The sequence below is a fragment of the Bradyrhizobium lablabi genome (genome assembly GCF_900141755.1).
Lineage (GTDB): Bacteria > Pseudomonadota > Alphaproteobacteria > Rhizobiales > Xanthobacteraceae > Bradyrhizobium > Bradyrhizobium lablabi_A.
This window is the reverse complement of the sequence record NZ_LT670844.1, coordinates 7,845,281-7,870,702: the sequence shown is the minus strand read 5'-3', so window position 1 is coordinate 7,870,702 and position 25,422 is coordinate 7,845,281. Positions and strand designations below refer to the sequence as shown.

The 25,422-nt window shown below is 62.0% G+C and carries 27 protein-coding genes; 17 read left to right on the top strand and 10 right to left on the bottom strand.

Annotated features, from left to right (window positions below):
- The first annotated feature begins 2 nt into the window (after positions 1 to 2).
- Together garD and B5526_RS36990 are read left to right on the top strand one after the other, a co-directional pair.
- The gene (gene garD, locus B5526_RS36995) at positions 3 to 1,547 is read left to right on the top strand and encodes a galactarate dehydratase (RefSeq protein WP_079544537.1); all 1,545 of its coding nucleotides are present in this window, start codon (positions 3 to 5) and stop codon (positions 1,545 to 1,547) included.
- Between the two features lie 261 nt (positions 1,548 to 1,808).
- A complete protein-coding gene (locus tag B5526_RS36990) occupies positions 1,809 to 2,231 on the top strand; it encodes a hypothetical protein (protein ID WP_079544536.1) in 423 nt (140 codons plus the stop codon).
- Between the two features lie 142 nt (positions 2,232 to 2,373).
- On the opposite strand, the gene B5526_RS36985 is transcribed toward B5526_RS36990, so the two are convergent.
- Entirely contained in the window at positions 2,374 to 4,287 is a 1,914-nt protein-coding gene (locus tag B5526_RS36985; RefSeq protein ID WP_079544535.1) for a right-handed parallel beta-helix repeat-containing protein, read from the bottom strand.
- Between the two features lie 277 nt (positions 4,288 to 4,564).
- Between B5526_RS36985 and B5526_RS36980 the strand changes: the two genes are divergently transcribed.
- On the top strand, positions 4,565 to 5,227 hold the full coding sequence (locus B5526_RS36980; RefSeq protein ID WP_079545991.1) for a DsbA family protein: 663 nt from the start codon (positions 4,565 to 4,567) through the stop codon (positions 5,225 to 5,227).
- Between the two features lie 10 nt (positions 5,228 to 5,237).
- Here B5526_RS36980 and B5526_RS36975 read toward each other — a convergent pair whose 3' ends face one another.
- On the bottom strand, positions 5,238 to 5,510 hold the full coding sequence (locus B5526_RS36975; RefSeq protein WP_079544534.1) for a PilZ domain-containing protein: 273 nt from the start codon (positions 5,508 to 5,510) through the stop codon (positions 5,238 to 5,240).
- Between the two features lie 179 nt (positions 5,511 to 5,689).
- On the opposite strand from B5526_RS36975, the gene B5526_RS36970 reads away from it, so the two are divergent.
- Together B5526_RS36970 and B5526_RS36965 are read left to right on the top strand one after the other, a co-directional pair.
- Positions 5,690 to 7,099 (top strand): MFS transporter, encoded by a 1,410-nt coding sequence (locus tag B5526_RS36970; RefSeq protein WP_079544533.1) that lies wholly within the window; start codon positions 5,690 to 5,692, stop codon positions 7,097 to 7,099.
- 52 nt (positions 7,100 to 7,151) lie between these two features.
- Positions 7,152 to 7,553, top strand: a complete 402-nt coding sequence (locus B5526_RS36965) for a VOC family protein (RefSeq protein WP_079544532.1) — start codon at positions 7,152 to 7,154, stop codon at positions 7,551 to 7,553.
- Positions 7,554 to 7,871: 318 nt separating this feature from the next.
- On the opposite strand, the gene B5526_RS36960 is transcribed toward B5526_RS36965, so the two are convergent.
- Positions 7,872 to 8,579, bottom strand: a complete 708-nt coding sequence (locus tag B5526_RS36960; protein ID WP_079544531.1) for a Spy/CpxP family protein refolding chaperone — start codon at positions 8,577 to 8,579, stop codon at positions 7,872 to 7,874.
- Positions 8,580 to 8,636: 57 nt separating this feature from the next.
- On the opposite strand from B5526_RS36960, the gene B5526_RS38265 reads away from it, so the two are divergent.
- The 8 genes from B5526_RS38265 to B5526_RS36925 all read left to right on the top strand — a co-directional run bounded on the left by B5526_RS38265 (position 8,637) and on the right by B5526_RS36925 (position 16,554).
- On the top strand, positions 8,637 to 9,125 hold the full coding sequence (locus B5526_RS38265; RefSeq protein ID WP_154071637.1) for a hypothetical protein: 489 nt from the start codon (positions 8,637 to 8,639) through the stop codon (positions 9,123 to 9,125).
- Positions 9,059 to 10,399 (top strand): ABC transporter substrate-binding protein, encoded by a 1,341-nt coding sequence (locus B5526_RS36955; protein WP_079544530.1) that lies wholly within the window; start codon positions 9,059 to 9,061, stop codon positions 10,397 to 10,399. Before B5526_RS38265 ends, B5526_RS36955 begins: the two co-directional genes overlap by 67 nt.
- 169 nt (positions 10,400 to 10,568) lie before the next feature.
- Positions 10,569 to 11,507 carry a carbohydrate ABC transporter permease gene (locus B5526_RS36950; protein ID WP_079544529.1) on the top strand — a complete coding sequence of 313 codons (939 nt, stop codon included), beginning with the start codon at positions 10,569 to 10,571 and terminating at the stop codon, positions 11,505 to 11,507.
- Positions 11,507 to 12,421, top strand: coding sequence for a carbohydrate ABC transporter permease (locus B5526_RS36945; RefSeq protein ID WP_079544528.1), 915 nt, complete (start codon positions 11,507 to 11,509; stop codon positions 12,419 to 12,421). The genes B5526_RS36950 and B5526_RS36945 overlap by 1 nt, the downstream gene beginning before the upstream one ends.
- Positions 12,422 to 12,425: 4 nt before the next feature.
- Positions 12,426 to 13,526, top strand: a complete 1,101-nt coding sequence (locus B5526_RS36940) for an ABC transporter ATP-binding protein (protein WP_079544527.1) — start codon at positions 12,426 to 12,428, stop codon at positions 13,524 to 13,526.
- 48 nt (positions 13,527 to 13,574) lie between these two features.
- Entirely contained in the window at positions 13,575 to 14,564 is a 990-nt protein-coding gene (locus tag B5526_RS36935; protein ID WP_079544526.1) for a hydroxyacid dehydrogenase, read from the top strand.
- Positions 14,565 to 14,613: 49 nt separating this feature from the next.
- Positions 14,614 to 16,038: an amidase gene (locus tag B5526_RS36930; RefSeq protein ID WP_079544525.1), complete on the top strand. Its 1,425-nt coding sequence runs from the start codon at positions 14,614 to 14,616 to the stop codon at positions 16,036 to 16,038.
- A 96-nt stretch (positions 16,039 to 16,134) separates the two neighbouring features.
- Complete coding sequence (locus B5526_RS36925) at positions 16,135 to 16,554, top strand: hypothetical protein (protein ID WP_079545989.1); 420 nt, start codon at positions 16,135 to 16,137, stop codon at positions 16,552 to 16,554.
- Positions 16,555 to 16,557: 3 nt separating this feature from the next.
- On the opposite strand, the gene B5526_RS36920 is transcribed toward B5526_RS36925, so the two are convergent.
- The gene (locus B5526_RS36920; protein ID WP_172842180.1) at positions 16,558 to 17,085 is read right to left on the bottom strand and encodes a DUF1993 domain-containing protein; all 528 of its coding nucleotides are present in this window, start codon (positions 17,083 to 17,085) and stop codon (positions 16,558 to 16,560) included.
- A gap of 193 nt (positions 17,086 to 17,278) precedes the next feature.
- Between B5526_RS36920 and B5526_RS36915 the strand changes: the two genes are divergently transcribed.
- The 3 genes from B5526_RS36915 to B5526_RS36900 all read left to right on the top strand — a co-directional run bounded on the left by B5526_RS36915 (position 17,279) and on the right by B5526_RS36900 (position 19,626).
- Positions 17,279 to 18,055: a transporter substrate-binding domain-containing protein gene (locus B5526_RS36915; protein WP_079545984.1), complete on the top strand. Its 777-nt coding sequence runs from the start codon at positions 17,279 to 17,281 to the stop codon at positions 18,053 to 18,055.
- Between the two features lie 181 nt (positions 18,056 to 18,236).
- Positions 18,237 to 19,055, top strand: a complete 819-nt coding sequence (locus B5526_RS36910; protein ID WP_079544524.1) for a DUF2147 domain-containing protein — start codon at positions 18,237 to 18,239, stop codon at positions 19,053 to 19,055.
- A gap of 211 nt (positions 19,056 to 19,266) precedes the next feature.
- Positions 19,267 to 19,626: a hypothetical protein gene (locus tag B5526_RS36900; protein ID WP_079544522.1), complete on the top strand. Its 360-nt coding sequence runs from the start codon at positions 19,267 to 19,269 to the stop codon at positions 19,624 to 19,626.
- Positions 19,627 to 19,648: 22 nt separating this feature from the next.
- On the opposite strand, the gene B5526_RS36895 is transcribed toward B5526_RS36900, so the two are convergent.
- Genes B5526_RS36895 through B5526_RS36880 form a run of 4 tightly spaced genes read right to left on the bottom strand, consistent with a single transcriptional unit; the run spans position 19,649 to position 23,519 of the window.
- The gene (locus B5526_RS36895) at positions 19,649 to 20,386 is read right to left on the bottom strand and encodes an ABC transporter ATP-binding protein (RefSeq protein ID WP_079544521.1); all 738 of its coding nucleotides are present in this window, start codon (positions 20,384 to 20,386) and stop codon (positions 19,649 to 19,651) included.
- Positions 20,383 to 21,627: an ABC transporter permease gene (locus B5526_RS36890; RefSeq protein ID WP_154071636.1), complete on the bottom strand. Its 1,245-nt coding sequence runs from the start codon at positions 21,625 to 21,627 to the stop codon at positions 20,383 to 20,385. Before B5526_RS36890 ends, B5526_RS36895 begins: the two co-directional genes overlap by 4 nt.
- 5 nt (positions 21,628 to 21,632) lie before the next feature.
- The gene (locus tag B5526_RS36885; protein ID WP_172842179.1) at positions 21,633 to 22,862 is read right to left on the bottom strand and encodes an efflux RND transporter periplasmic adaptor subunit; all 1,230 of its coding nucleotides are present in this window, start codon (positions 22,860 to 22,862) and stop codon (positions 21,633 to 21,635) included.
- Between the two features lie 12 nt (positions 22,863 to 22,874).
- On the bottom strand, positions 22,875 to 23,519 hold the full coding sequence (locus tag B5526_RS36880) for a tetratricopeptide repeat protein (protein ID WP_079544518.1): 645 nt from the start codon (positions 23,517 to 23,519) through the stop codon (positions 22,875 to 22,877).
- Positions 23,520 to 23,821: 302 nt separating this feature from the next.
- On the opposite strand from B5526_RS36880, the gene B5526_RS36875 reads away from it, so the two are divergent.
- Positions 23,822 to 24,178 (top strand): hypothetical protein, encoded by a 357-nt coding sequence (locus tag B5526_RS36875; protein WP_079544517.1) that lies wholly within the window; start codon positions 23,822 to 23,824, stop codon positions 24,176 to 24,178.
- Between the two features lie 55 nt (positions 24,179 to 24,233).
- On the opposite strand, the gene B5526_RS36870 is transcribed toward B5526_RS36875, so the two are convergent.
- Together B5526_RS36870 and B5526_RS36865 are read right to left on the bottom strand one after the other, a co-directional pair.
- Complete coding sequence (locus B5526_RS36870) at positions 24,234 to 24,641, bottom strand: (R)-mandelonitrile lyase (RefSeq protein WP_079544516.1); 408 nt, start codon at positions 24,639 to 24,641, stop codon at positions 24,234 to 24,236.
- Positions 24,642 to 24,685: 44 nt separating this feature from the next.
- Positions 24,686 to 25,384 (bottom strand): ribonuclease activity regulator RraA, encoded by a 699-nt coding sequence (locus tag B5526_RS36865; protein ID WP_079544515.1) that lies wholly within the window; start codon positions 25,382 to 25,384, stop codon positions 24,686 to 24,688.
- Positions 25,385 to 25,422: the final 38 nt, after the last annotated feature.

Sequence of the window (25,422 nt, the reverse complement as noted above, 5' to 3'; positions counted from 1 at the left end):
TCGTGACGGTACATGCGACGGCGCAGGCCTACGAGCCGCGCTACATCAGGCTCGACGCCAACGACAATGTCGCGATCGTGGTCAATGATTTCGGACTGCCGGCGCAAACCCGCTTTGCCTGCGGCCTTGAGCTGCGCAATTTCGTGCCGCAGGGTCACAAGGTGGCGCTGGCCGATATTCCGGAAGGCGCCCCGATCCGCCGCTACAATGAAGTGATCGGAACGGCCGCGCAGCCGATCCAGGCCGGCGAATGGGTGGACGAGGCGCGGATTCGCATGCCGACGCCGCCGGAACTAGACAAGCTCGAACTTGCGACTGCCGTTCCCGCAGCCCAAGCGCCGCTCGAGGGCTATACGTTCGAGGGTTTTCGCAATCCCGACGGTTCCGCCGGCACCAAGAACGTGCTGGCGATCAGCACCAGCGTGCAATGCGTCGCCGGCACGCTGCAGTTTGCGCTCAAGCGCATCAAGACAGAGCTTTTGCCGAAATATCCCAACGTGGACGACGTCGTCGCGCTGACGCACAATTACGGCTGCGGCGTTGCGATCACCGCGCCGCTCGCAATCGTGCCGATCCGGACGCTGCAGAACATCGCGCGCAATCCGAATTTCGGCGGCGAGGTCATGGTTGTCGGCCTCGGCTGCGAAAAGCTGGTTCCCGAACGGCTGCTGCCGGGCGAAGCAGGCGACAGCGTTGTGCGTATGCAGGACGAGGCCTTCGACGGTTTTGGCGCCATTGTCGACGCCATCATGAAAATGGCGGACGAGCGGCTTGCCGTGCTCAACCGGCGCCGCCGCGAAACCTGCCCGGCCTCCGATCTCGTCGTCGGCCTGCAATGCGGCGGCTCCGACGCCTTTTCCGGCGTCACGGCCAACCCGGCCCTGGGCTTCGCGGCCGACCTTCTGGTGCGTGCCGGTGCAAGCGTGATGTTTTCCGAAGTCACCGAAGTGCGGGATGCCATTCATTTGCTGACCCGTCGCGCCATCAACGAGGATGTCGGTCGCGCCCTGATCCGCGAGATGGATTGGTATGACGATTATCTCGCCAAGGGTGATGCCGATCGCAGCGCCAATACCACGCCCGGCAACAAGAAGGGCGGACTGGCCAACATCGTGGAAAAGTCACTCGGCTCGATCGTCAAATCAGGCTCGAGCCCGATCGTCGATGTGCTGTCGCCGGGCGAGCGGGTGCGCAGGAAGGGCATGACGTTCGCGGCGACGCCGGCCAGCGACTTCATCTGCGGCACGCTGCAGCTCGCCTCCGGCATGACGCTGCAGGTGTTCACGACCGGGCGCGGCACGCCTTATGGGCTCGCCGCGGCACCAGTGATCAAGGTGTCGACGCGAACGGAGCTGGCGCGCCGCTGGAAGGATCTGATCGATTTCGATGCCGGCCGCATCGCCACCGGCGAAGCCACGATCGAGGAAACCGGCTGGGACCTGTTCCGGCTGATTCTGGATGTCGCGAGCGGACGCACCAAAGTGTGGTCGGACCGCTGGGGCATTCATAATGATCTGACCCTGTTCACCCCAGGGCCGGTCACTTGAGCCGAAGCAAGGCTTGGGCCTTGCCTGCACGGTAGACACCGGCTTGCGTCGGCGGGAAGGCCTTGCGGCGACGATTGCCTTGCCTTCGCATACAACCCCACCAAATCGCTCAAAACCTCCGCAAACGCATTTGTGATTGCGCCCGGCCAAGGCGAGCCGCACAATCGCCCCATAATCGAGTTAAGATTTGAAGTTCACTCTGATAGAGGCCTGCGCCTCGGAGCGGCGTGGGTTGGCTATCTCGATCGAGGAGCAAACCAAATGTGTGACTATAGTCTGCACGCTGTAGCAACGCGTCCTGCCCAGGTTGGAGAGACATTGATCACGACCACGTTCCGCGGCACGTCGACGCGTGGTTTCGCGTCGCAAAGCGAGCCCAATGTGGCGGTCTGCATGCTACCCGGCACCGAACTCGCGTTCGCTGAGGACGTCCGATACGACAACAGGTGGATCTGGACGCGGGTAACCAATTTCCGGGTCGGAAAATTTGGCCAGATCGACCCCGATGTCCCGCATCGTCACCATGATGCGATCGAATTTCCGGACGGAAGCCATGTACTGGTGACGCAGCTCTGTGAGGGGCAGCGTGCGACCGTGCTGCAATTGCCAGTGGTTCATCAGCCGGGTTCCCATGCAAAGCCCGCTGTCGAGACATACCCGGCAAGGCCGCTGTCGGTCGGTTGAGGTCGTTATCTGAATAGCCCCGCTGGTTGCGGCCGGCGGGGATAGCGACGCTGCATGGCACGCTAAATGCGGCGCGTGGGATGTTGTGCGCCCGAAATATCCCCCGTTCGAGTTCCGTGCTCGCGTCCCCTGCCCTCCCTTGTCACGCCAGAACGTTGTTCGCCAGGCGGATCGATTCCCGAACGCAGGTACGGTCCACGGCGACCGCGGTTTTTGCAATCCGGCCGCGCGCGACGGAATTGTTGCTGATCTCGGCATTCCTTGAGCGGCCGATAAAGATGCCGCTGTTCGGGGTCTCGCCGTAGAATTTCCCGGCATCAAAACTGCCGCGAATAAAAGTCTGGCCGATCACATTGTCGATGATGCGCACGCCATCGGCATTGCCGACGAAAATCCCGTAGATGAAGGAATTGTCGATCCGGTTGCCCTGGATGGTGATGTTGCGGTTCTGGAAGCTGTTGGCAAAACCCTTCGTGCCCTCGGGCGGCGACATGCCGATATAGATGGTACCGAGCGCACCGTTACCCTCCGTTAGCGCGTTGGCGCCGGTGATGCTATGGTCGAAATGATTGTTCCCCAGTGTCAGATTGTCGGAAAAGCCGGCCTCGGACCAAAAGCCGATGTCACTCCCGGCCTGCAGCGCGATCGTCGACGAATAGGTGAACTGGCAGTCCTCGACGACGGAATTGGGCGACTTCACCACGACGTGGCCGCAGGCGTGAAAGCTGCATCGCCGGATCGCCGTGCCCGTGCCGATCCGGCTGAGCGATGTGACAGCATCGGCGATCTTCAGCGGCAGGTCCTCCGCTAGCTCGATGTCGTAGACCAGATCGGGCTGGGTAGCCGGGCTCTTGTTCTTCCAGATCGGCGTGATCCTGGCTTTGAGTTCGGGCGCCTTTCGCTTGGTCAGCTGAACGATCTTGGTGCGTCCCAGCGAGCGGAACGTTCCCTGCTCGCAGGTCTCGATCTCGTCTCCCGCCATCAGGCCGATATCCCATTTGGGACTGACGACGTAGCGCCGCGGCGCGGTCTTCTGCACCACGTAATAATAAAAGCCGTGCACGTTGACGGCATCGTCGGAGGTGTTGGCGAAGGTGCAATCCTGCATCGTCGGGCCGCGTTCGACGGTGATGAAGTGGGTCCCGTCGGAATTGGTGGAAACCAGCCGATCCGTGGTCGCGCCGACCGGCCTTGGCCCGGGAACAATGGATACGTTCTGTAGCACCATTCCGCCCGGTCCGCCGTTCTCCAGGATGCCCATGCCGGGAGAAGCCAGGAGTTTCAGTCCGTAGAACGTGGTCGCGAGGCTGCCGTCGACGACGATCGCATGGGCGTAGCCGTTGCACATCGTCACCACGTCGCCTACCGCGATCGGCAATTGGCTCGGAAAGGTATCGTTGGCGCTCCATCGCAAAACGACCTTGATCAGTTTGTCGCCGACCCGCTCGATCCGGCTCGGGGTCAGAAAATCCCTCGCGCCGGGCTTCAACGCACGGGTGCGGCGATCCATCACCTTGAAGAAGCCGTCATTGATGCCGGCGAGGAATTTTGGATCGTCGGGATAACCGTTGTCGACCTTCACCGTGATCTGCAGTGCACCATGGTCGAACGCACTGATGGTCCCTTGCGTAAACGGCAGCGGGTCGTAGTCGATTGCGAGGTCACGGATGGTGACGCGGCTCGCCTCGGAGATCAAAAGCGTCGACGCAAGCGTCGTATTGACGAGCCGCGCCTCGTTTCCGTTGAGTTCGAAGTCCTTGAGCCGTTTGAGCTGAAGAGGCTGCTTGATCCTGTAGGTGGCGTTCTTTTCCAGGTTGAGAACGATGGGAACGGGTTTGCCGGCCTTGCTCGCCTCACCGGCCGATTTGGAAATCGCGGCGAAGGCTTTTGCGAAGGCTGTATCGGCGTCGGGAACCCCCTTGCTGAATTCCGCCATCTCAAAAACGACGGCTCCGGGTTTGATTTGCGCACGGCTTCCGGCGCTTTTCAACAAGGGCAAGGCCGCGGCGAACGACGAGGCGAGCTTCATCGCTTGCCGACGGTTGAGGAACTGCATTCGAAGAATCTCCCGTTTGCGATTTCTACGCCGGGAGGCGTCGCGCGATAAACTGCTGGGTGTCACTCGTCGCAACAATTTTGACCGGCACCGAGCCGGCGCGGCTTGCCTGAAAACGATGCAAGGGTGCCGGCGCGCGTTCAGGAAACTGCTCTACATTTCATCGCGCCGTGCGGGTCTGGCTCGTCATCCCGCACCGCCATTGCCAGATTTGCCGTTTCAAGCTAGCGAACGGCGGTTGTTTCGAATGACCAATGCCGGTTTTGGAGCAGAGCCGTTGATCGTTATCCGCCGCGCCTTCGCCACCGCTTTGACGCTGGCCGGACTTGCCGCTCTCGCCGGCCTCGCGCAACTCAATCCCGTCGCCGACGCCATGGCGGAAAGCAGGACGGCGGCCCTTCTGGCCAAGCCGGGAGCGCTCCCGGACATGGCGCTCGGACCCGCCAAGGCGCCGGTTACCATTGTCGAATACGCCTCGTTGACCTGCCCGCATTGCGCGGCATTCGGCGAGAACGTGTTTCCGATGCTGAAATCGAAATATATCGACACCGGCAAGCTGCGCTTCGTGTTTCGGGAATTCCCGCTCGAGATCAAGGCCGCGGCGGCCTCGATGCTGGCGCGCTGCATCGCCGATGGCGATGCCGAGAAATATTTCGGCGCCGTCGAGCAGCTGTTCAAGCAGCAGGATCAGCTGATGGACCAGACCACCGCCACCCTGAAGCAGATCGGTGCGCAACAGGCCGGTATGAGCGAGCGGGCGGTGGAGGGTTGCGTGAAGGATCAGGCGCTGCTCGACAAGCTCAAGGCCGATCAGGAGTTCGCCTCAAAGCAACTGAAAGTCGATGCGACGCCGACCTTCTTTATCAACGGCGAAATCTCCAAGGGCGCGATGTCGTTCGAGGAACTCGACAAGAAGATCCGATCGCTGTTGAAGAAGTAATGATGTCAATTCATTTGTCCTGCTGCCGCACTTCTTGCGGCACCGCAGCGAAAGCCACGCCGATGCGGTTTCGCTGAATCCAGACGGTTCGGCATTCGAAAACCGAGGAGTCCTTCGCCACCACGAGGCGAAAGCGCGGGGGTACGAAGGCCGGGTTCTCGACGTCGATGGCGGCGCCCTCCGGCGAGATATTCCGGACGATGCAGCTCATGACCATTCCGCCCGACGAAACGTAGGCCGCTTCCTCGATTTCGGTCCGCGGATGCTTTCGCTTTTCTTCCATAGGCTTCGGTCTCGACGGGAACGAGCGGGACGCAAGCTTAGCCAAAAACCTTAAAGAAATTGACCTTGCGCGCCCGGGCTTCCGTTCGCCGCGTCGAAAGCGTAGCATTCGAACGATCGGCGGGACGCAGGCGCGGCGCCCGCTCAGAAACGAACATGCGCCAAGGGGGAAAAAACGCCATGTTCGAGATACTCGATCGACGCACGAGTCTGACCGGAAACCAGATCAAAATCCTCGCCGCCGCCATCATCGGCGACGCGCTGGAATTCTTTGACTATTTCCTGATCGGTTTTGTTCTTGCCTTCCTGATCGGGCCCTGGAAGCTCACCTTCGGCCAGTCGGCGACCGTGCTGATGAGTTCGGGCATTGGCGCCATTATCGGCGCCTATGCCTGGGGCTGGCTCGCCGACCGCATCGGCCGCCGCAAGGTCTTTATCGGCACCGTGCTGAATTTCTCGATCGCCACCGGCCTTTTGTATTTCACCCCCGACAATGGCTGGATCTACCTGTCGATCCTGCGCTTCTTCGTCGGCGTTGGCGTCGGGGGGCTTTATTGCGTGGACTTGCCCCTGGTGCAGGAGTTCATGCCCTCCTCCAAGCGTGGCTGGGTCGGCGGCCTCGTGACCTGCGTAATCCCGCTCGGTGTCGGGCTCGGTGCGGTGATGGGCGCCCTGGTCGGCAGCGGCGACTGGCGGCTGTTGTTCGCTATCGGCGTGCTGCCCGCCCTCCTCGTCCTCCTGGTCCGGCTCTGGGTGCCGGAATCGCCGCGTTGGCTCTGCCGCCAGGGGCGCTATGAGGAAGCGCGCAAATCGCTCGCCTGGGCGCTGCAGATGGAGCCATCCGCGTTGCCGCTGCCGACGGCCGCCGACGCCGGGCCGATCATCAAGAGCAACTGGCTCGACCTTTTCAAATATCCGCGCAGCCTGGTCGTCTCATGGCTCGGCAATGCCGGCGCGCAGACCGGCGTCTACGGCATCACGCTATGGGCGCCCTCGTTGTTCGTCGTGCTGTTGAAGGTCACCCCGCAGGAGGCCGCCAAGATGATGATCCTGCTCTCGGTGTTCGGCTTCATCGGCCGGCTGTCATTCGCGTTCTTCTCCGAACTGATGGGTCGGCGCAACGCCGGCGGCCTGCTCGGCTTCGGCGCCGGGCTGATGACCATCGTGGCGGGCTACAATTACGATGTCATGTTCATGGGCGTGTCGGCGTTCTGGCTGCTGCTCGCGGTTGCCTTCTTCTTTGCCGATGGCGGGTTTGCGATCGTCGGCCCCTATGCGGCGGAAGTCTGGCCCTCGCATTTGCGGACCTCGGGCATGGGCTCGGCCTACGGTTTTGGCGGCATCGGCAAGATCATCGGGCCGGTCGGCCTCGCCTTGATCGTGGGCTCCGGCAACTACCTAAAGCCGGACGTGCCGTTGCCACAGATTCCGCTGGCCTTCGTCTATCTCGGCTGCTGGTTTTTGATGGCGGGCGCGGTATATTATTTCCTCGGCATCGAGACCCGGGGCAAGTCGATCGAAGAGATCGATCGGGAGTTGACCCTTGCGCCTGATCTGCCGGCAGCTACGGCCTCAGTTCGGCAGGCATAAGCGATCGCACATCCCGATACCGATTTAACGTTCCTCTCAAGGAGAAGACTCTATGCCACTCGGCGGACTGCAACATTACACCATCGAACCGCAGGATCTGGAGCGCACCAAGGAGTTCTATTGCGAGCTGCTGGGACTGGAAAACGGCGACCGTCCGCCGCTCGATTTTCCCGGCTACTGGCTCTATTCCGGCGGCACCGCGACGGTGCATCTGATGGGTACCCGCAAGCCGCGCGAAGGCATCGTGGTGCGCGGCACCGAGAAGAAATATGAGGACACCGGCCGGCTCGACCACATCGCCTTTGCCGCGACCGATGTCGAGGGCGTGCGCAAGCGCCTGCAAGCCAAGAACGTAAAATTCCGCGAGAGCATCGTGCCGCGCACCGGCGACACGCAATTCTTCCTGTACGATCCCGACGGCGTCGGCGTGGAGCTGAATTTTCCGAAGGCGTGAGACGTCACCCGGCCAAGGCGATCTAACAACGTTCCACACGTTGTTCCCGACAACGCCCCGACTCGGCCATCACCCTGGCGTGGAACCGTCAGCTTTTCTCCAATTTTGCGTGACGAGTTGAAGGGCCGCGCCGCTGCGGCAGGATAGCCGGGTGCCGCGCCCTTCAAACCCTACCCCAGGGGCATGAGTGCCCGGCTATTCGCCCGCGCCGGGCCGATGCGTTCCCCGCCGGAGTTGCGGCCTAGAGCCCGGTTTCGATGGAATCGAAACGGGGCTCTAGATTTTTGATTTGGCGCGTTCTCTTCGCTTGAAAACGCTTTAATCGAGGCCGCGCTCATGACTTAAGCGCACCATTTCCTCGATGAAGAGCGCTTTTTGCTTGTCGTCGAGGCTTGCAAATAGCGGCTCGGCGGCGTCGGCGACACTGCGCTGATCCACCGCGCGATCATTGAGAAACTGGGCTTCGTTGCGCATCTGCTCGATAATATCGTCGGGCGGGTCGCGCTTGGCGCGGGCAATACGCAAGTTGAGACGGTCGGCCCCGTTATGGCCGAGGTAATGCATCGCGCTTGAGAACCCGGCCCAGTTCTTCTCCTGCTCGGGCGTGAGTTTCAATTCGGCCTTGATCCGTTCGATGTTGGCATCGCTGCTGGCGACGATTTGTTCGGCCGTCAGTTGCGGCTCGCCCTCCTGGGTCAGCACGGCCTGCTTGGTTTCCTTCGCACCCTTGGCTCCCTTGGCATTCTTTGCGGAACCAGGCTGCTTTGGGCCCGCCGCCGGCGCCGGCTCGTTCTTGCCGACACCAAGCACGCCGGTAAAAACACCGGCCACACCGCCAATCGCTCCGCCGAGCACGGCGCCGACCGGTCCGGCCGCCTTGTTGCCCTCCTTGGCTCCTTCTTGAACGCCTTTGACCAGCCCTTGCGCGTCCGCGGCCGAAGGCGCGTTGAGAAGCAGGACGACAACGGCCCCAAGCACGACGCGCAATCTCAACCGCGCACGCGCCGTCGGTGTCGAACTGATCATTCTTTAATCTCCATGGTCGATGTGGATTTTCGGGCTGGCTGTTCGTTGGAGGGCGGCATGCAACCTGCCGTATCCGGACATTATCGTTTCCGAGACCTGCAAGTCTACCGTCCCGCCGCCTTGTCCACGATCTGGAAACTTGCGCCGCAAGAGCCGGTTACGCAGGATGAAACCGGACTGCGGCGCAATTGCGCATCCCGGCCCGCGATCGTATGTGCAGCGCAACAACCGTTTTCATCGCGCCTCGGCGACGGCATGCACGAAGCGGCAAGGATTCCAGCTGCGGCAAATTTGCCCGCAACGTTAGTACTAGAACCGCACGGCGCCGGATTTCTCGACAGACGCCGGCAATTCTGCTCTGATTGCGACAACGAAATCACCGCGCAGCCCCGTCACGCCAAGTTCGGCCTGACGGCGGCGAAGCAAAAACGACGGGATTTCCAAGCTTACCAGGATTGGCTCACCAGGGAGGGAACGCCATGTCACGGAAGAAGCTTTCTCGGCGGCAATTCGTTGCTGCTACCGCCATGTCGTCTGCAGCGCTGATAACAGCGCCCTATGTTCGGGGCGCGTACGCTGCCGGGAAGCTCACGATGGGCTTCTGGGATCACTGGGTGCCCGGCGCCAACAGTGCCTCTACCGAGCTCGTCAATGAGTGGGCCGCCAAGGAAAAGGTCGAGGTTTCGATCGACTACATCACGAGCCAGGGCAACAAGACTCTGTTGACCATCGCCACCGAGGCTCAGGGAAAAACCGGCCATGACATCCTGGCGATGCCGACCTGGTGGCCCCACGCACAGGCTGATCTGCTCGAGCCCGTCAACGACATCATGGAGCCGCTGATCAAGCAGAACGGCGCCGTCAATGGCACGGTGCAGTACCTGGGCAAGGCCGGCGACAAATGGCTCGGCGTTCCCGCCACTATCGGCAGCCAGATCAAAGGGCCCTGCTCCCGCATCGACCTGATGAAGAAGTACGCCAATATTGACGTCCAGGCGATGTATCCCGCCGGCGCACCGCCCAAAGCGGACAACTGGACGACGGATACGTTCCTCAAGGCGGCCGAAGCCTGCCAGAAGGGCGGCTTTGCGTTCGGGATTGGACTCGGTACAACCAGCGATTCCGTCGACACCGCCGGCGCATTCTTCCTCGCCTTCGGCGCGCAACTCGTCGACGCCAATTCCAACATCACTGTTAAGACCGACGCCGTCCGCCAGGCACTTGAGTTTTACAAGAAACTGATGGCATTCCTGCCGCCCGATGCACCGGCATGGGACGACGCCTCCAACAACAAATGGCTGGTGTCAGGCAAGGGCGCATTGATCATGAATCCGCCGAGCGCATGGGCGGTTGCCAAACGCGACGCGCCCGATGTCGCCGAGCAATGCTGGACACACGGCTTCCCGCTGGGTCCGAAGGGCCGCTTTGCCCCATTCCTTCCCTTCTTCTGGACCACATGGAATTTTTCCAAGAACAAGGAGGCCGCGAAGAGCTTGCTGGTCCACCTGTCGCAGCCGGCTTCGGTTGAGAAGCTTGTTGCAGCCAGCGGCGGCTACGACTTGCCGGCGTTCGAGAAATTGACCACCCTGAAGACATGGGCCGAAGAAGGCCCGCCAAAGGGGACGCTCTACCACTACCCAAATCCGTACAACCATCAAATCCTGTCGATTGCCGCGTCACCGGCGCCGCCCAAGATCGCCCAGCAGATCTATACGCAAGCCATCCTGACAAAAATGTGCGTGAGGTACTATCAGGGCGAAGCGATGGAGAAGACGCTGGCCTGGGCGGAAGGCGAGTGCGAAGGCTACATGCGCAGTTGAGGCGAAGGAATTCGCCGCAGCGGTCGCGTGGCCGCTGCGGCGCGCAGTCGCAATGATCATCTATGTCAACAAGGCGAGCGGCGGGCCATGATCGCCGGCCTCAGGTTGATATGTCCGGAAACATCCGGACGCTGGCTCACTGCAATAAAACGGGCGAGGAAGATGCACCATGGTTGATGTCGCGATTAGAGCCGACAGCGCTGTCGATGGTCGTGCCAGGCGCAAGCGGGGCAGCTTACGTACGGCGCTCAAGCGAAAGTCGATGACCGCTTTCCTGATGACATTGCCTCTGATCCTGTTGATCGCGCTGCTGGTGATTTATCCCGCCTTCTACTCGCTGCATCTCGCAACCCTAAACAAGTCGATGCAGCGTTTTGTCGGCCTCGGAAACTTTCAGTTCCTGTTCAAGCGCGAGACATTTTGGCTGGTCGTTGAGCAATCCTGTATCTTTGCGATCACGGCCGTGGTGTTCAAAGCGCTGATCGGCTTCGTCGTCGCACACCTCGTACACAACATTCCCGCGAAGGGCCAACGCAAGTGGCGCGGAATGCTGTTGGTGCCGTGGGTGATTCCCCCCGCGATGAGCACGCTGGCCTGGCTATGGCTGTTCGATCCCTCCTACAGCGCCTTCAACTACACCCTTTCGTTTTTCGGCATCGGACCGATCGCTTGGACCGGCGAACCCAACTGGGCCCGTTTTACCGTCATTCTGGTCAATATCTGGTTTGGCGCGCCCTTCTTCATGATTCTGTATCTGGCGTCGCTGAAATCGGTGCCCGAGCAGCTTTATGAGGCCGCGGCCATCGACGGCGCCAACTGGTGGCAGCGCATTTGGTACGTCACGCTGCCGATGATGCGCAACATCATCGCGATCACGACGCTGTTTTCGCTGATCGTGACCTTCGCCAATTTCGATATCGTCCGCATCCTGACCACTGGCGGTCCGCTGGACCACACGCATATCTTCGCGACCTGGGCGTTCCGCGTTGGTATCGAGGGCGGCGACATCCCGCTCGGCGCCAGCGTCTCGCTGTTCATGTTTCCGATCCTCGCGATCGCGGCGATCTTCATCCTGCGCGATATCAATAAACGGGGAAATGAAGCCTGATGACAAGCACCGTGTTGATCGACAAGGCCGCGCCGACCCGCAGGGTCAAATATGGCAGCATGAGCCGCGATCGTACCTGGGCGCTCCGGTGGTCATACTTCTTCCTCACCCTGTTTGCGTTCTTCTCGCTGGTGCCACCGCTTTACATGCTGATCACCTCGCTCAAGAGCAGCGCGGAGATCTCGGCCGCGACTAATCCCTGGTGGGTGTTTCATCCGACGCTGTCGAACTACGTCGAACTGCTGACGTCGAACCAGTTCCTGACGTTCTTTCGGAACTCCGCGTTTGTCTCAATCTTCGTGGTGACGATCACCATGCTGATCAGCGTGCCCGCCGCGTTCGCACTGTCCCGCATGCGGTTCTGGGGTTCGGCGACGCTCGCGACCGGGGTGTTTCTGACCTATCTCATCCCGGACACGCTGCTGTTCTTGCCTCTGTTCAAGATGTTCGCGGTGTTCGGCGACTGGACCGGCATCCAGCTGATCAACCGATGGTACGTGCTGCTGATCATCTATCCGACGCTGACCGTGCCGTTCTGCACCTGGATCATGATCGGCTACTTCGCCTCGATCCCGAAGGAACTGGATGAGGCCGCCATCATCGACGGCGCGTCATGGTTCCAGACCCTGACGCGCATCTTCATTCCGGTGGCGCTACCCGGCCTGATCGCCGCGACCATCTTCGCCTTCACGGTGTCCTGGGCGCAATTCCTCTATCCCCTGGTGTTCACGACCTCGACCGACCAGTTGGTGCTGCCGGTCGGTATCATCACCACCTTGATCAAGGGTGACGTCTTCAACTGGGGGCAGATCATGACCGGGGCGCTGCTCGGCGCCGCGCCGCCGCTGATCATCTACGCGTTCCTGATGGACTACTACATTGCCGGCCTGACCGCCGGCGCGACAAAGGGTTGAACTCATGGCTGACGTGACGTTGCGTAAGGTGATCAAGCGTTATGACGAGGTCGAGGCGGTGCGCGGCATCGACCTCGACATCGCCGACCATGAGTTCGTCGTGCTGGTCGGACCATCCGGCTGCGGAAAGTCCACCACGCTGCGGATGATCGCGGGGCTGGAAGACATCACCGACGGCGACATCATGATCGGCGGCGACGTCGTCAACGACGTGCCGCCAAAGGACCGCGACATCGCGATGGTGTTTCAGAATTACGCGCTTTACCCGCACATGACGGTTGCGGAAAACATGTCGTTCGGATTGCGCCTGAAACACTATCCAAAGGCCGAGATCAAGAGCCGGGTCACCGAAGCCGCCCGCATGCTCGACATCACCGACCTGATCGACCGCAAGCCGAAGCAGTTGTCCGGCGGTCAGCGCCAGCGCGTCGCGATGGGCCGCGCCATCGTTCGTAATCCCAAGGTGTTCTTGTTCGACGAACCCTTGTCCAATCTCGACGCCAAGCTGCGCGTACAGATGCGGATCGAAATCAAGAAAGTGCACCAGAAGGTCCGCACCACGACCGTCTATGTCACCCACGATCAGGTCGAGGCGATGACGCTCGCCGACCGGGTCGTGGTCATGAACCACGGCCGGATCGAGCAGATCGGAACGCCGAACGACCTCTATCACCATCCGGCGACGCGTTTTGTCGCCGGCTTCATCGGCTCGCCGGCAATGAATTTCGTACCCTGCCGGCTCGAGGAGGTCGCAGGCAAGCTGCACATCCGCCTGACCGACCGCATCGCCTTCCCGCTGCCGCTGAACCGCGCGGTGCGCTATCAAAGCGTCGCGCGGAACGAGAAATTGCTGCTCGGCATCAGGCCGGAGCACATCACCGAGGCGAACTCGCATCTGGAGCCCGGGGTAGAGCCCTTCGACGCGGTCCTGGATGTCACCGAGCCGATGGGTATGGAGACGTTGATTTACTTTACCATGGAAGGCGCGCAGATCTGCGGACGCGTCAACCCCAACGCCGGCGCACGCGACGGCGGGCCGCTGCGATTGGCAGTGGACCTCAACAATATGCACCTGCTAAATGAGGTTACCGGCGTCGTCCTTTGACGGCAGCACAACAAACAAGAGCCCTCGGGGGCTGGCAGGGAAACGGGAATGGCGACCAACAAGAAGAAAATTTTCGTCACTGAATCGATGTCGCAGCCAGGGCGGGCACTATTGAAGGAACGGGAGGACATCGAGCTCGTCGAATTCCCCAACATGATCTCCGCGCCCGATTTCGAGGCCATGCTGAAGGCGCAGGCACCGGTCCATGGCGTGGCGCTCGGCGCGACAAAATTCGGCGAGCCGGAGCTCGAGGCTTCCAAGGACATGAAGGTGGTGACCCGGATCGGCGTCGGCTATGACGCCGTCGATGTCCCGGCGCTGTCTCGCCGCAAGATCCCGCTGATGGTGGCCGGCACCGCCAACTCGCCCTCGGTCGCCGAACAAGCGCTGTTCATGATGCTGACGCTGGCAAAACGCGCTGTGGAAATGCATTCCATCGTCAAAGACGGCAAATGGGGCCATCGGCTCGGCATGCTGCCCTATGATCTCTTCGGCAAGACCGTGCTGATCGTAGGCTTTGGCCGCATCGGCACCCGCACCGCGAAACGCTGCCTTGCCATGGAAATGAACGTCCTGGTCTACGATCCCTACAAGGCCGCCGGTGAGATCAAGGCGGCGGGTTGCGAGCCCGTCGCCGATCTCGACGCGGCGCTGCCGCGCGCCGAGTTTGTCAGCATCCATTGCCCGAAAACGCCCGAGACCATCGGGATGTTCAACGCGGCGCGTCTGGCACGGATGAAGCCCACCGCCTACCTCATCAACACCGCGCGCGGCGGCATCGTCGACGAGCGGGCGCTGTTTGCCGCGCTGGTATCGGGAGAACTCGCCGGCGCCGGTCTCGACGTGTTCGAGCAGGAGCCGCCGCCGATGGGCCATTCGCTGTTCGAATTGCCGAACGTGATCATGGCCCCGCATGTCGCCGGCGTCACACGGGAAGCTGTCGATCGCATGAGCGAGCAGACCGCGCGAAATATCCTGAGCGCGCTCGATGGCGAACCGATCCGCCAGAACGTCATCAATCCAGACGTGCTCGGCTGACCCCGGTCGCTTCGCCGGCTTCGTTGTTTCATGACCGCGGGTAATGCAAATGGCCTTTCGCGAATACGGTAATTATGACGCGGTGGGCCTCGCTGACCTTGTCCGCAAGAAACACGTCAGCGCGAGCGAATTGCTCGACGAGGCGATCGCCCGCACCGCCAAGGTCGATCCGCAGATCAACGCCGTCGTCGTGAAGCATTACGATTATGCAAAGCGGCAAATCGCGCGAGAGCTTCCGGGTGGCCCCTTCACCGGCGTGCCATTTCTCTTGAAGGACCTGGAGCTCCTCGAGGGCACGCGGACGACGTCGGGCGCCAGCCTCTACAAGGACAATGTCGCCGATCATACCGGCACCCTCGCGCAGCGCTTTCTTGATGCCGGCGTGACGATCTTCGGCAAAAGCTCCAGTCCGGAATTTGGCCTAATGCCGACCACCGAGCCGCGCCTGTTCGGCCCAACCCGCAATCCCTGGAATCTCGCGCATTCCTCCGGCGGCTCGTCCGGCGGCGCCGCCGCCGCCGTTGCCGCGCGCATCCTCCCCGTCGCGCATGCGAGCGATGGCGGCGGCTCGATCCGCATTCCGGCCTCCGCATCCGGCGTGTTCGGACTAAAGCCGACACGGGCGCGCAACCCAGTCGGGCCGGACCGCGGCGAAGGCTGGGGCGGGTTTTCCTGCGGCCATGTCGTGAGCATCAGCGTGCGCGACAGCGCGGCGATGCTGGACGCGATCCACGGACCGGAATCGTCGAGCCTCTACTACGCGCCGTCGCCGGAGCGACCATTTGCGGAAGAAGTCGGCCGCGATCCCGGACGGCTTCGCATCGCCTTCACCGACAAATCGCCCTATGGCGACGCCATCGATCCCGAAATTGCGGCAGCGACACGGGACGTCGCCTCCATGCTGGCCGGGCTCGGCCATGAAGTCGAGGAGCGCGCGCCGGCGTTGGCCGCCGATCCGGCTGCGGTGATGTCAACCATCGTCGGCGCCAACACCGCGCTCAATGTGCGCCTTGCCGAGCAGCGCTTGGGCCGCGCGATGACGGATCAGGATTTTGAAGTATTGACGCTGGCAACCGCCCATAACGGGCAAAAAGCAACCGCGGCGGACTACGTGGCGGCGCAGCTCGGTGCATTCCAGATTTCGCGCGGGCTGGCGGCGTTCTTCGAGACCTGCGACGTGTTCCTGTGTCCGACGCTGTGCTTGCCGCCGCTGCGGATCGGAGAGCTCAACCCGATGTCGCGGGACCTGTCCCATATCGCGCCGATCCTGCGGCGGTATATCCCGGCAACCTCGATGTTCAACATGTCCGGTCAGCCCTCGATGTCGGTACCGCTGGCATGGAACTCGGCCGGCCTGCCCCTCGGTATGATGTTCGCGGGACGCTTCGGGGACGAGGCGGGGTTGTTTCGGCTGGCGGCGCAGCTCGAGCAGGCGCGGCCCTGGAAGCACAAATTGCCGCCAGTTTGCAGCTAAACCGACAAAACTCAGCCTTATTCGGGGACAAGGTAGGGATACCGGAATGGCAGAATCGTTTTGCTGCCGACTGTGGGACATCCGGAGGCTGAACATTTGACTCAAAGCGATCCGACCGACGACGCGCTCGCGACCATCGCCAGCATTCTCGATCAAGGCGAATCCGTTCGCGCGCCGGAAAAGCCGCCGATTGAGGAAAAGCCTCAGGTCGACGAAAAGCCCCTCGCCCCAACCCTGACCGAGGCCGACGGTTACTCGAAGAGCGGCCCCGGCCCGATGGCCGCGATCCGTTTGAAGTGGACGGTCCGCCGCGAGGGCAGCGAATATTACGTCGACGAGACGATCGGCGAGAATTCAACGCCTGTCGTCAGCGGACCGATGTCGAGGGATGCGGCGGTGTGGTTCGTGGACGATCGCGAGAGCGAGGCGCGGCGGCGCTTCGAAGAGCTCAAAAGCGAGATGTCCGGCCGCGCCGCGGCGGCACATATCGTCCGCAAGGACAGCGGCGAAATCTAGCGCTCAACTCTCGAGCAACTCGCTCGGCGTTCCCAGAAAATCCTTCTTGACGAGATCGACGCCGCAATGGCGCAGGATATCGTAGGCCGTGGTCACGTGGAAAAAGAACTGCGGCACGCTGAACGTCAGCAGCAACGATTGGCCGGTAAAACGTCTCGTTGAACCGTTGCGAAACGTGAAGACCACTTCCTTGTTGGCGGCGCCATTGATCTCGGCGGGCGAAAAGCTCCGGACAAAATCGATCGCCGTCGCGATACGCGCCTTGAGTTCGGCAATATCCGGCTCGCCATCCGGAAAGACTGGCGGGTCGACGCCGACCAGCAGGCTTGTGGAGAGCACCGCGTGCCTGATGGCCTCGCCCACCTGGCGCGTGAGGTTGTACATGTTGGGATAGAGCCGCGCATTGAGCAGAATTGAGGGATCAATCTTGCGCGCCTCGGCGTGAGCCCCCGCGCGGTCGAGAAGATGCGACAGACTGCCGAGAAATTGCGTGAAGACGGCGACTGATGCATTGTACATCGAGATCGACATTGTTGGGTCCTGTCCGCGCGGGCCGCAAAGTCCGAAGCCGCCGATTTGATCGGCCGATCCTATCCTTCCACTTTGCAACAAACCATTGCTCTTAAGCATTTGTCTTGTTGATACAGGGCAACGCGATATGTTGCGCGGCATCGTGGTCCGGGCTTTTTGCGTCGGATCGATCTGGCTTCCGGAGAAAGCTTTGATGATTCGCGTTCTATCCTGCCTCGCCGCCCTATTTTTTCTTGCCGTAAGCCCAACGCAGGCCCAGCAGCCTTCCCGCCTCGACGAGATCATGAAGCGCGGAAGCTTGCGCGTCGGCATGACCGGCGACTATCTGCCCTTCACCTATATCGACAAGGAGACGAAGAAATTCCGCGGCTTCGACGTCGATATGGCGGAGGCGCTTGGCAAGGCGCTCGGCGTCAGGGTCGAGTATGTTCAGACCGCCTGGCCGCAACTGACGAAAGATTTCGAGGCGGACAATTTCGACATCGCGATGGGCGGCGTCTCGATCACCCTCGACCGGCAGAAAAAGGGCATGTTCTCTAGCCCCATCATGCGCGAAGGCAAGACGCCGATCGCGCGCTGCGCCGACAAGGATAAATTCCAGAGCATCGCCGATATCGACAAATCAGGCACCCGCGTGATCACCAACACCGGCGGCACCAACGAGCGGTTCGCCCGCGCCAATGTCAAAAACGCCGAGATCAAAATCTACAACGACAACGTCACGATCTTCGACGAGATCGCCAAGGGCAACGCCGACGTCATGATCACGGATGCGTCGGAGACGCGCTATCAGCAACGGCTTCATCCGGGCGTGCTCTGCGCGGTGCATCCGGACAAGCCGTTCGACTTCGCCGAGAAAGCGTATTGGCTGCAGCGCGACGCCGCGCTCAAGGCCTTTGTCGACCAATGGCTGCACATCGCCTTTGAGGACGGCAGTTTCAAGAAGATCTATGCCGCCTGGTTTGAATAGATCCTGCGCGGTGCTAAATTGGGCTGGCCGGGCGGAGATGGATTGAACCAAAGGCCGCTTATCCACGACTCATAGCGATGAAAGTGATCTAGATCACGTTGACGAAAGCTGCCGAAGCATAGGGTCGGAACGCGGGACTTCCCAACTTGGGACCGGGATTTCGACTGCTCAGGGGGTGAGTATGAAAATCGCAAAAGGGCTTTTGGCCGTCGCCGCCTTTGTGCTGGCGAGCAGCGCCGCGCAGGCGCAGTACACCTTCGAATATGGCGGGCGCACCATTCGCATCGATCCGGATCGCGGAACGGTTTCGATTCCGGGCGTCTATGACAATAGCGGGCGGAAATCGAAGCGCGCCCGTGGCGACCAGGACAGTACGCGCAAGCAGTCGCCCGAGCAGGCGAAGATCGATCCGCAGGCCCCCGCCGCTCCCTCCGCGCCGGCCGAACAGACCCCGGCGCCGGCTCCAGTTCCCACGCCTGCACCGGCGGCCGCTTCGCCCGCGCCATCCACGACCACCGCAACCGCGGCGCCATCATCCGAGACCATCACATCAACACCGCCGGGGGCCAGCGCCCCCGCCCCGCAGATACAGCCGGACCCTGCCCCCGCCCCAGTCCCCAGGCCTGCGCCGCCTCCGGTGGTAGCGACGGCTCCCCCGGCGGTGCCGGTCCCTGCCCCAGCGCCGGCTCCTCAGGCGGCAAATTCACCGCTCGGCGTATGGCTGACGGAAGAGAAGGAAGGCAAGGTCCGTATCGAGCAATGCGGCGCCAATCTCTGCGGCTATTCGGTCGATTCGAAATCGAACAAGAACGGCGAACAGGTGCTGATCAACATGAAGCCCGGCAAGGACGCCAAATGGAGCGGGCGGATTCTCGATCCCAATACCGGCTCAACCTATGATTCGACGATCGCGTTGAAAGCCCCGGATACCCTGCGCGTCCAGGGCTGCGCCTTCGGCGGCATGTTCTGCGGCGGCCAGACCTGGAGCCGGGTGAACTAATCGGCGCGGACCTCTCCAGCGCCAAGGTCCTTGGCCCCGTCCCGCTGCACCGCCCGGTGCGCTTCCATGGCGCGGATTTTGACCGAGGCGCGGCTCCGCGGCGCCCGCCCCAAAGCTCGCCAGCCTGGCTCCATCGCGACGGCGTGACCCCCATCACATCTTCGGGCGATGCGTTCGATGACTATGGCTCCGTTCAACAACGGGGGATGTCATGGAACGCTTTCGCAAACTTGCAATCGCAGGCCGCATCGTCCTGCTTCTGGGAATTTCCGTCGCCACGCCGGCCGTGGCCGCGACCTATGACGGCTCCTGGGATGTCCAGATCGCCTCGCAGAATGCGGGCTGCGGCAACGGCGCAACCATCTCGATCGGCATTCGAGATGGCCAGGTGGCGTCGACCAACCCGCAGATGGCGGCATCGGGTCGTGTCGCCGATGCCGGAAACATCCGCGTCACGCTCGCGAGCGGAATGAAACGGGCCGTCGGCTCCGGTCACCTCACCGCGACATTCGGATCGGGCACCTGGCGCGGCGCGATGTGTTCGGGCACCTGGACCGCGCACCGCATCTGACCGATCGCGCCAGCGTACGCCGTTACGGCTGATATTCCGCGGTCCCTGTCGCGGCCGTCATCTCTGGCTTCCCATTGCCAAAGGTCGTTTCGTGAATCTTGCCGTCGACGATATGGATGCGCCGGTCTGCGCGCGCAGCCAACGCGGCATCATGCGTTACAACCACCACCGTCTGACCATTGTCGGCGATATCGCGCAGGATGCCGAACACCTGCTCGGTCGAGGCGGTGTCGAGATTTCCCGTGGGCTCGTCGGCGACGATGATCTCGGGACGGTTGGCGAGCGCCCGCGCCAGCGCGACGCGCTGCCGCTGACCGCCGGAAAGCTGATTGGGGCGTTTTGCGACCTGTTCGCCGAGACCGAGCGATGTGAGCAGCGCCATCGCCCGCTCATGCATGTCCTTGGTGGACATCCGGCCATGGGCGCGCATCGGCAGCAGCACGTTTTCCAGCGCGGTGAACTCGGGCAGCAGGAAGTGAAACTGAAACACGAAGCCGCATTTGGTCAGGCGAACGTCGGCGCGCTCGGTTTCCGATAGCTTTGACGTCGGCTGACCGCAGATGATGATCTCGCCTTCGGTCGGCGCATCGAGCAATCCAATCAGATAGAGCAGCGACGATTTGCCGGACCCGGAAGGTCCGGTGATGGCGAGGAATTCGCCCTTTTGCACCGACAGATCGATGCCGTTGACCAGCGTATGAGAAACGACGCCCTGAACGCGGCGGACCAAGCCCACGACCTCCAGCGCGATCTCGCTCACGATGCCCCCCTGATAATCTCGACCGGGTGTACCCGCGTCGCCTTGCGCGCCGGAAAGAACGCCGCGATCGCGCAGCAGAGAATGGCAATGGCGCCGGTGGCTAAATAGTGCGTCGGCGAATAGTAGATCGAAAGCGGGACGGTCGCTCCGGTAAGCGTGTTGTAGATGGTGATCTTGGACCACGCGTAGCAGAGCAGATATCCGAGAATCCATCCGAACAGGATTCCGACCGATCCCATCATCATCGATTCCAGGATGAAGATTCGCCGCACCGAGGCTTCGCGCATGCCCAGCGACTTCATGATCGCGATGTCGTGACGTTTCTCATGGGTAATGGTGGAAATGATGTTGTAGGTCGCGAAGGAGGAGGACAGCAGCATCGCGCCCATCACGGTGAGCACGATGAAATCGCGCGTTGCGAAACTCGACAAGAGGTCAGCGTTGGCTTCCTGCCAGGAAACCGATTTGTAGCCGGTCTGCGCCTCAACCTGCGTCGCCACCTTCTGCGCGATCAACGGATCGTTCAACCGCAGCCGCAACTCGTTGACGATCCCGTTTTGCCCCATCAGGGTCTGGGCCAGACCGGTCAGCGAATAGATCTGCGCCTCGTCGACCCGCTTCAACCCGGAGCGGAAGATGCCGACCACGGTTGCTGAAATCTGCGTGCCCTCGCCTCCCGCCAGCAGGACCGTATTTCCAGTCTTCACCGCGAGCTTCTCGGCCAGCGCCTGGCCGATGATGATCCCGTTCGCCGCCTTCGCAAGATCGCTCAATTGCCCCTCGCGCATCTGCGTGGCGAGTTTTGACACGCGAACCTCGAACCGCGGATCGATGCCGGTCAGCGTCACGCCGATCCGCCCGCCGCCGTGATCGATGATCGCCGTGGTTCGCGCCGACGGCGCGACGTCGCCCGGCAACCATGACTTCAGCGATGCCATCACCGCATCCGGATATCGGATCCCCGGGCGCGGATTGACGTTCGCCACGTTGGACATCGCGACCGCGGCATATTCCTGATCCGCCGGTTGCACAGGGACCGACCGGCGCTCATCGTTCACCGTGATGTGGGGCATGGTATCGACAAGCTGCCGCAAAAAATCGATCTGGGATCCCTGCATCAGGCCCGCCATCATGATGGTGAAGCCGACGCCCATGGCGACGCCGAACATGCCGACCAGCGTCTGCCGGACGCGGCTCGAGACATGGGTCCAGGCAATACTCAGCAAGAGGTTCGTTGCCATGCCGTTCACCGGGCCGCAGGGTATTTGGCGACGTTCCTGCGGGCGTCGTTGACAATGGAATCTACATGCGCCGACAGCGCCGCCGAGATCACGGCATCATCAGGATCGGCGGCACTGGTCAGGACGGGAGGGTTGTTGCGCTCGAGAGCAGCAGTGGGCACAGGATCGGGAGCGGGTTCCAGGGGAGCGTCGGTTGCCTGCTTCGCAGGCGTAGCCACGTTCTCCACATGGACCCGGGTACCGTCGGCCAAGTCCATGCGTGCCGGCGACAACACGGTGGTATCCTGCGTCACATTGCCGATGATCTCGACGTTGCGGCTGCCTTTGATCCCGACATTGACGGGAACCCGATGAACCTTTCCGTCGCGCACCACCTGGACCCCATTGTCGATCACAGCCTCGGCAGGCACCACAACCGCCGCGGTCTTTTCACGATAGATGATGTTGACTTCGACCGTCATCCCGATCCGCAACGGCGTATCGGACGGCAATCGCAGATAGACGCGAAAGGTCTTTCGCGTCGGATCACCCTTTGGCGTGATCTGTGAAACGGTGGCGCGCAGGGCCTGCGCGGCAAAGGCCTCGCTTCGTAAAAAGGCCTTCTGCCCGACGGCGATCCGGGTGATTTCCTCCTCGTTGATTTCCGCCACCACCTGCATTGGCGTTGGCGGACCGACCCAGAACAGCACGTCGGTCGGTCCAACGATCTCGCCGACCTCGCCGTCGCGCCGCAGCACCATTCCATCTAGCGGCGCGCGCAGCACCAGCGAATCGACGCGTACCTTCTGGGCGCTGATGCGCGATTTGGATTCATCGAGTTGGGTCTGGCGTTGCTCGTATTCGGTCTTCGCCGCGTCGCTCTTGTCGCGGTCGCGCTCGGCCCGATCGCGGTCGCGCTGCAATTGTTCATTGTTGATTTCCAATTCATGCAGCGCCGAGACTTCTTCGGCGTCGTCCTGGCGGCCGAGGATTTGGCCGGCGCGCACGGCCTGCCCCTCGCAGCGGCACAGGTCTACCAACCGCCGTCGCTGCAACGGCACGACTTTCGCCCAGCGCTCGGGCTCGACGGTTCCAGTTCCATAGATCGCCTCCGAGACCGGCGCGAGGATGGACGTTGCCGCGGTCATCGTTGGCGGCCGAAAGAAGTCCGGATATTCCAGATAGGCTCCGCCAACCGCTACGGCCGCAAGCGCTGCGAGCATGGAGGCGGACCAGACAAGATTGCGCGAGGGCATCGGCATTACCTCTTAGAAGCCGAGCCGCTTGCGCAGTTCGGACGGCATTTTGTCCATCAACGTGTCGATATCGTCTTTCTTGCTGCTGGCCGTCGGCGCCGAAGGGGCAGCGGCACTCGCCGACGGCGATGGCTTCGAGACGGGCGGCGAAGGCTGCGGTGGCGCCGTTTCTGACGGCGTGGCGAGCCTGGCCTGGGTCGGTACCGCGTGCCAGTCGGCGGCCGCGGCCCTGGCCTGGCTGAGTTCTGCCGGTGTCATTCTGGTTTCCAGAACGCCCATCAATTGGCGGGCACCGTTGCGGAACTCGTCAACCCGGGTACCGACGGAAACGATGTAAGCCCATTTGTAGGCGTTGACGTTGTCTTTCGCCGTTCCCCGCCCGATCGCATACAATCCGGCGAGCACCAGCATCGCGTGCGAATGACCCTGCTCGGCGGCGCGCGAAAACCACTGGAAGGCCTGCTCATCGGACCTTGGCCGCCCGGCGCCTGCGGAATAAAGCGCGCCAAGAAAAAACTGCGCGTCGTTATCTCCGGACTGTGCGGCCTGAAAATAGCGGTCGGCCATCTCCTTGTCGGATAGCGGATCGGCGGCACAGACAACGGAGTTCGCAATGAGAGCGGCGCCGCAAACGATTGACAGAAGGGCTCGCTTCATCAAATTCTCCGGGAGTTTGGGGAAAATCACCCACCCTGTCGTATATCGTTGGTTTCACGCACCTTTTGTCTCGAGTGTTACCGCGAAAAATCCCTGCAGATTGTACACTCATGCGGTGGTCGTTCAAGAACGCGCAAGGGTTCGAACCGAATCGTAGTGGCGCGATGGCTTGGCCAAGTTTCGCTCGCCGACCCGAGGCGGATGTTAGTTGATGGCTGCGAACTTGCGGTGTGATTCCAATCACATTCCCGGAGGAAAGGATGTGTGACGGTGTCGGCGTCGGACCAACACAGGGGGTTGTCATGCAGCGTTTTCACACAGCCACAGTCGCTATCCTGATGCTCGCGGGAATCTCAGCTGCAACACCTGCCGGTGCGGCGGCGACATTTGACGGCGCCTGGAATGTCCAGATCGCCTCATCGAATTCGGCCTGCGGCGGCGGTACAACCGTCTCGATCGGCATCAACAACGGCCAGGTCGCCTCGAACAATCCGCTGATGACGGCATCAGGCCGCGTTGCCGACGCCGGCAACATCAGCGTGACGCTTGCAAGCGGCATGAAGCATGCGGTCGGCTTCGGTCACCTCTCGAGCACGTCCGGATCGGGCACCTGGCGCGGCGCGTTGTGCTCGGGCACCTGGACCGCGCAGCGGATTTGACAGTCCATCGTGTCCCGGACATGGCGCGCCGCCGCCGCCGGGGAACGGTAAATCGCTACTTGCCGACGTCAGCGGTAAATTCCGCATCCGTCACATGCTCCATCCAGGTCACGTGACTTCCGTCCAGCGCTTCCTGTATCGCGACATGGGTCATGCCATTGGCCGGCGAGGCGCCGTGCCAATGTTTCTCACCGGGCGGAATCCAGACGACGTCACCCGCCTTGATCTCGCGCACCGGCCCGCCCTTGCTTTGCACCCGTCCGACGCCCGTGACGACATAGAGCGTCTGCCCCAGCGGGTGGGTGTGCCACGCCGTCCGCGCACCCGGTTCGAAGGATACGCGGTTCGCGACAGCGCGTGCCGGCGCCTCGGTCGCGATGATCGGATCCTGCCAGACGGTCCCGGTAAAATACTCTTTTGGCGCTCGGCGCGTCGGCCGAGAACCGGCGAGATGGATATTCATGGTGTTCCTCCTGTCATGGCAGACGCTGTTGGGCTGCGTCCTGATTATTTCTTCGAGGCGGCATAGCGCGCCTTGGTCTCGGCATTCATGGGATAGAGACCCGGCAGCACCGCGCCTGAATTCACCTGCTCCACGATCCAGGCTTCCATGCGTTCCTGTTCGGCGCCTTCGGCCAGGATCAGGTCGACAAACGCTTTCGGAATCACCACCGCGCCATCCTGATCGGCAACGATAACGTCGTCCGGGAAGATCGCGACGCCGCCGCAGCCGATCGGCTCACCCCAGCCGACAAACGTCAGGCCCGCGACCGAGGGCGGCGCGGCATACCCGTCACACCACACCGGCAATCCCGTGCCGAGCACGCCTTCGAGATCGCGCACGACGCCGTCAGTGACGAGCGCAGCGACGCCGCGTTTCACCATGCGCGCGCACAAAATATCGCCGAAGATGCCGGCGTCGGTGATGCCCATGGCGTCGACCACGGCGATGCAGCCTTCCGGCATGGCTTCGATGGCGGTGCGGGTCGAGATCGGCGACGACCAGGATTCCGGCGTCGCGAGATCCTCGCGTGCTGGTACGAAACGCAGCGTAAAGGCCGATCCGACCAATCGTTTCTGTCCCGGGCGCAGCGGGCGCGACCCGCGCATCCAGACATTTCGCAGGCCCTTTTTGAGGAGAACCGTGGTGATGGTGGCGGTGGATACGCCGGAAAGGGTCTTGATCGCTTCGGGGGACAGGGACATCGAACGGGCAACTCCGGTTTTTCGGATTTATTCGGCGG

Coding starts and splice junctions, on each gene's coding strand:
- B5526_RS38265 (WP_154071637.1), top strand. CDS start 8,637: ATGCAACCTGCCGTATCCGGACATTATCGTTTCCGAGACCTGCAAGTC.
- B5526_RS36945 (WP_079544528.1), top strand. CDS start 11,507: ATGACAAGCACCGTGTTGATCGACAAGGCCGCGCCGACCCGCAGGGTC.
- B5526_RS36970 (WP_079544533.1), top strand. CDS start 5,690: ATGTTCGAGATACTCGATCGACGCACGAGTCTGACCGGAAACCAGATC.
- B5526_RS36990 (WP_079544536.1), top strand. CDS start 1,809: ATGTGTGACTATAGTCTGCACGCTGTAGCAACGCGTCCTGCCCAGGTT.
- B5526_RS36960 (WP_079544531.1), bottom strand. CDS start 8,579: ATGATCAGTTCGACACCGACGGCGCGTGCGCGGTTGAGATTGCGCGTC.
- B5526_RS36975 (WP_079544534.1), bottom strand. CDS start 5,510: ATGGAAGAAAAGCGAAAGCATCCGCGGACCGAAATCGAGGAAGCGGCC.
- B5526_RS36880 (WP_079544518.1), bottom strand. CDS start 23,519: ATGAAGCGAGCCCTTCTGTCAATCGTTTGCGGCGCCGCTCTCATTGCG.
- B5526_RS36875 (WP_079544517.1), top strand. CDS start 23,822: ATGCAGCGTTTTCACACAGCCACAGTCGCTATCCTGATGCTCGCGGGA.
- B5526_RS36900 (WP_079544522.1), top strand. CDS start 19,267: ATGGAACGCTTTCGCAAACTTGCAATCGCAGGCCGCATCGTCCTGCTT.
- B5526_RS36870 (WP_079544516.1), bottom strand. CDS start 24,641: ATGAATATCCATCTCGCCGGTTCTCGGCCGACGCGCCGAGCGCCAAAA.
- B5526_RS36885 (WP_172842179.1), bottom strand. CDS start 22,862: ATGCCCTCGCGCAATCTTGTCTGGTCCGCCTCCATGCTCGCAGCGCTT.
- B5526_RS36940 (WP_079544527.1), top strand. CDS start 12,426: ATGGCTGACGTGACGTTGCGTAAGGTGATCAAGCGTTATGACGAGGTC.
- B5526_RS36950 (WP_079544529.1), top strand. CDS start 10,569: ATGGTTGATGTCGCGATTAGAGCCGACAGCGCTGTCGATGGTCGTGCC.
- B5526_RS36930 (WP_079544525.1), top strand. CDS start 14,614: ATGGCCTTTCGCGAATACGGTAATTATGACGCGGTGGGCCTCGCTGAC.
- B5526_RS36985 (WP_079544535.1), bottom strand. CDS start 4,287: ATGCAGTTCCTCAACCGTCGGCAAGCGATGAAGCTCGCCTCGTCGTTC.
- B5526_RS36910 (WP_079544524.1), top strand. CDS start 18,237: ATGAAAATCGCAAAAGGGCTTTTGGCCGTCGCCGCCTTTGTGCTGGCG.
- B5526_RS36865 (WP_079544515.1), bottom strand. CDS start 25,384: ATGTCCCTGTCCCCCGAAGCGATCAAGACCCTTTCCGGCGTATCCACC.
- B5526_RS36915 (WP_079545984.1), top strand. CDS start 17,279: ATGATTCGCGTTCTATCCTGCCTCGCCGCCCTATTTTTTCTTGCCGTA.
- B5526_RS36965 (WP_079544532.1), top strand. CDS start 7,152: ATGCCACTCGGCGGACTGCAACATTACACCATCGAACCGCAGGATCTG.
- B5526_RS36920 (WP_172842180.1), bottom strand. CDS start 17,085: ATGTCGATCTCGATGTACAATGCATCAGTCGCCGTCTTCACGCAATTT.
- B5526_RS36955 (WP_079544530.1), top strand. CDS start 9,059: ATGTCACGGAAGAAGCTTTCTCGGCGGCAATTCGTTGCTGCTACCGCC.
- B5526_RS36935 (WP_079544526.1), top strand. CDS start 13,575: ATGGCGACCAACAAGAAGAAAATTTTCGTCACTGAATCGATGTCGCAG.
- B5526_RS36890 (WP_154071636.1), bottom strand. CDS start 21,627: ATGGCAACGAACCTCTTGCTGAGTATTGCCTGGACCCATGTCTCGAGC.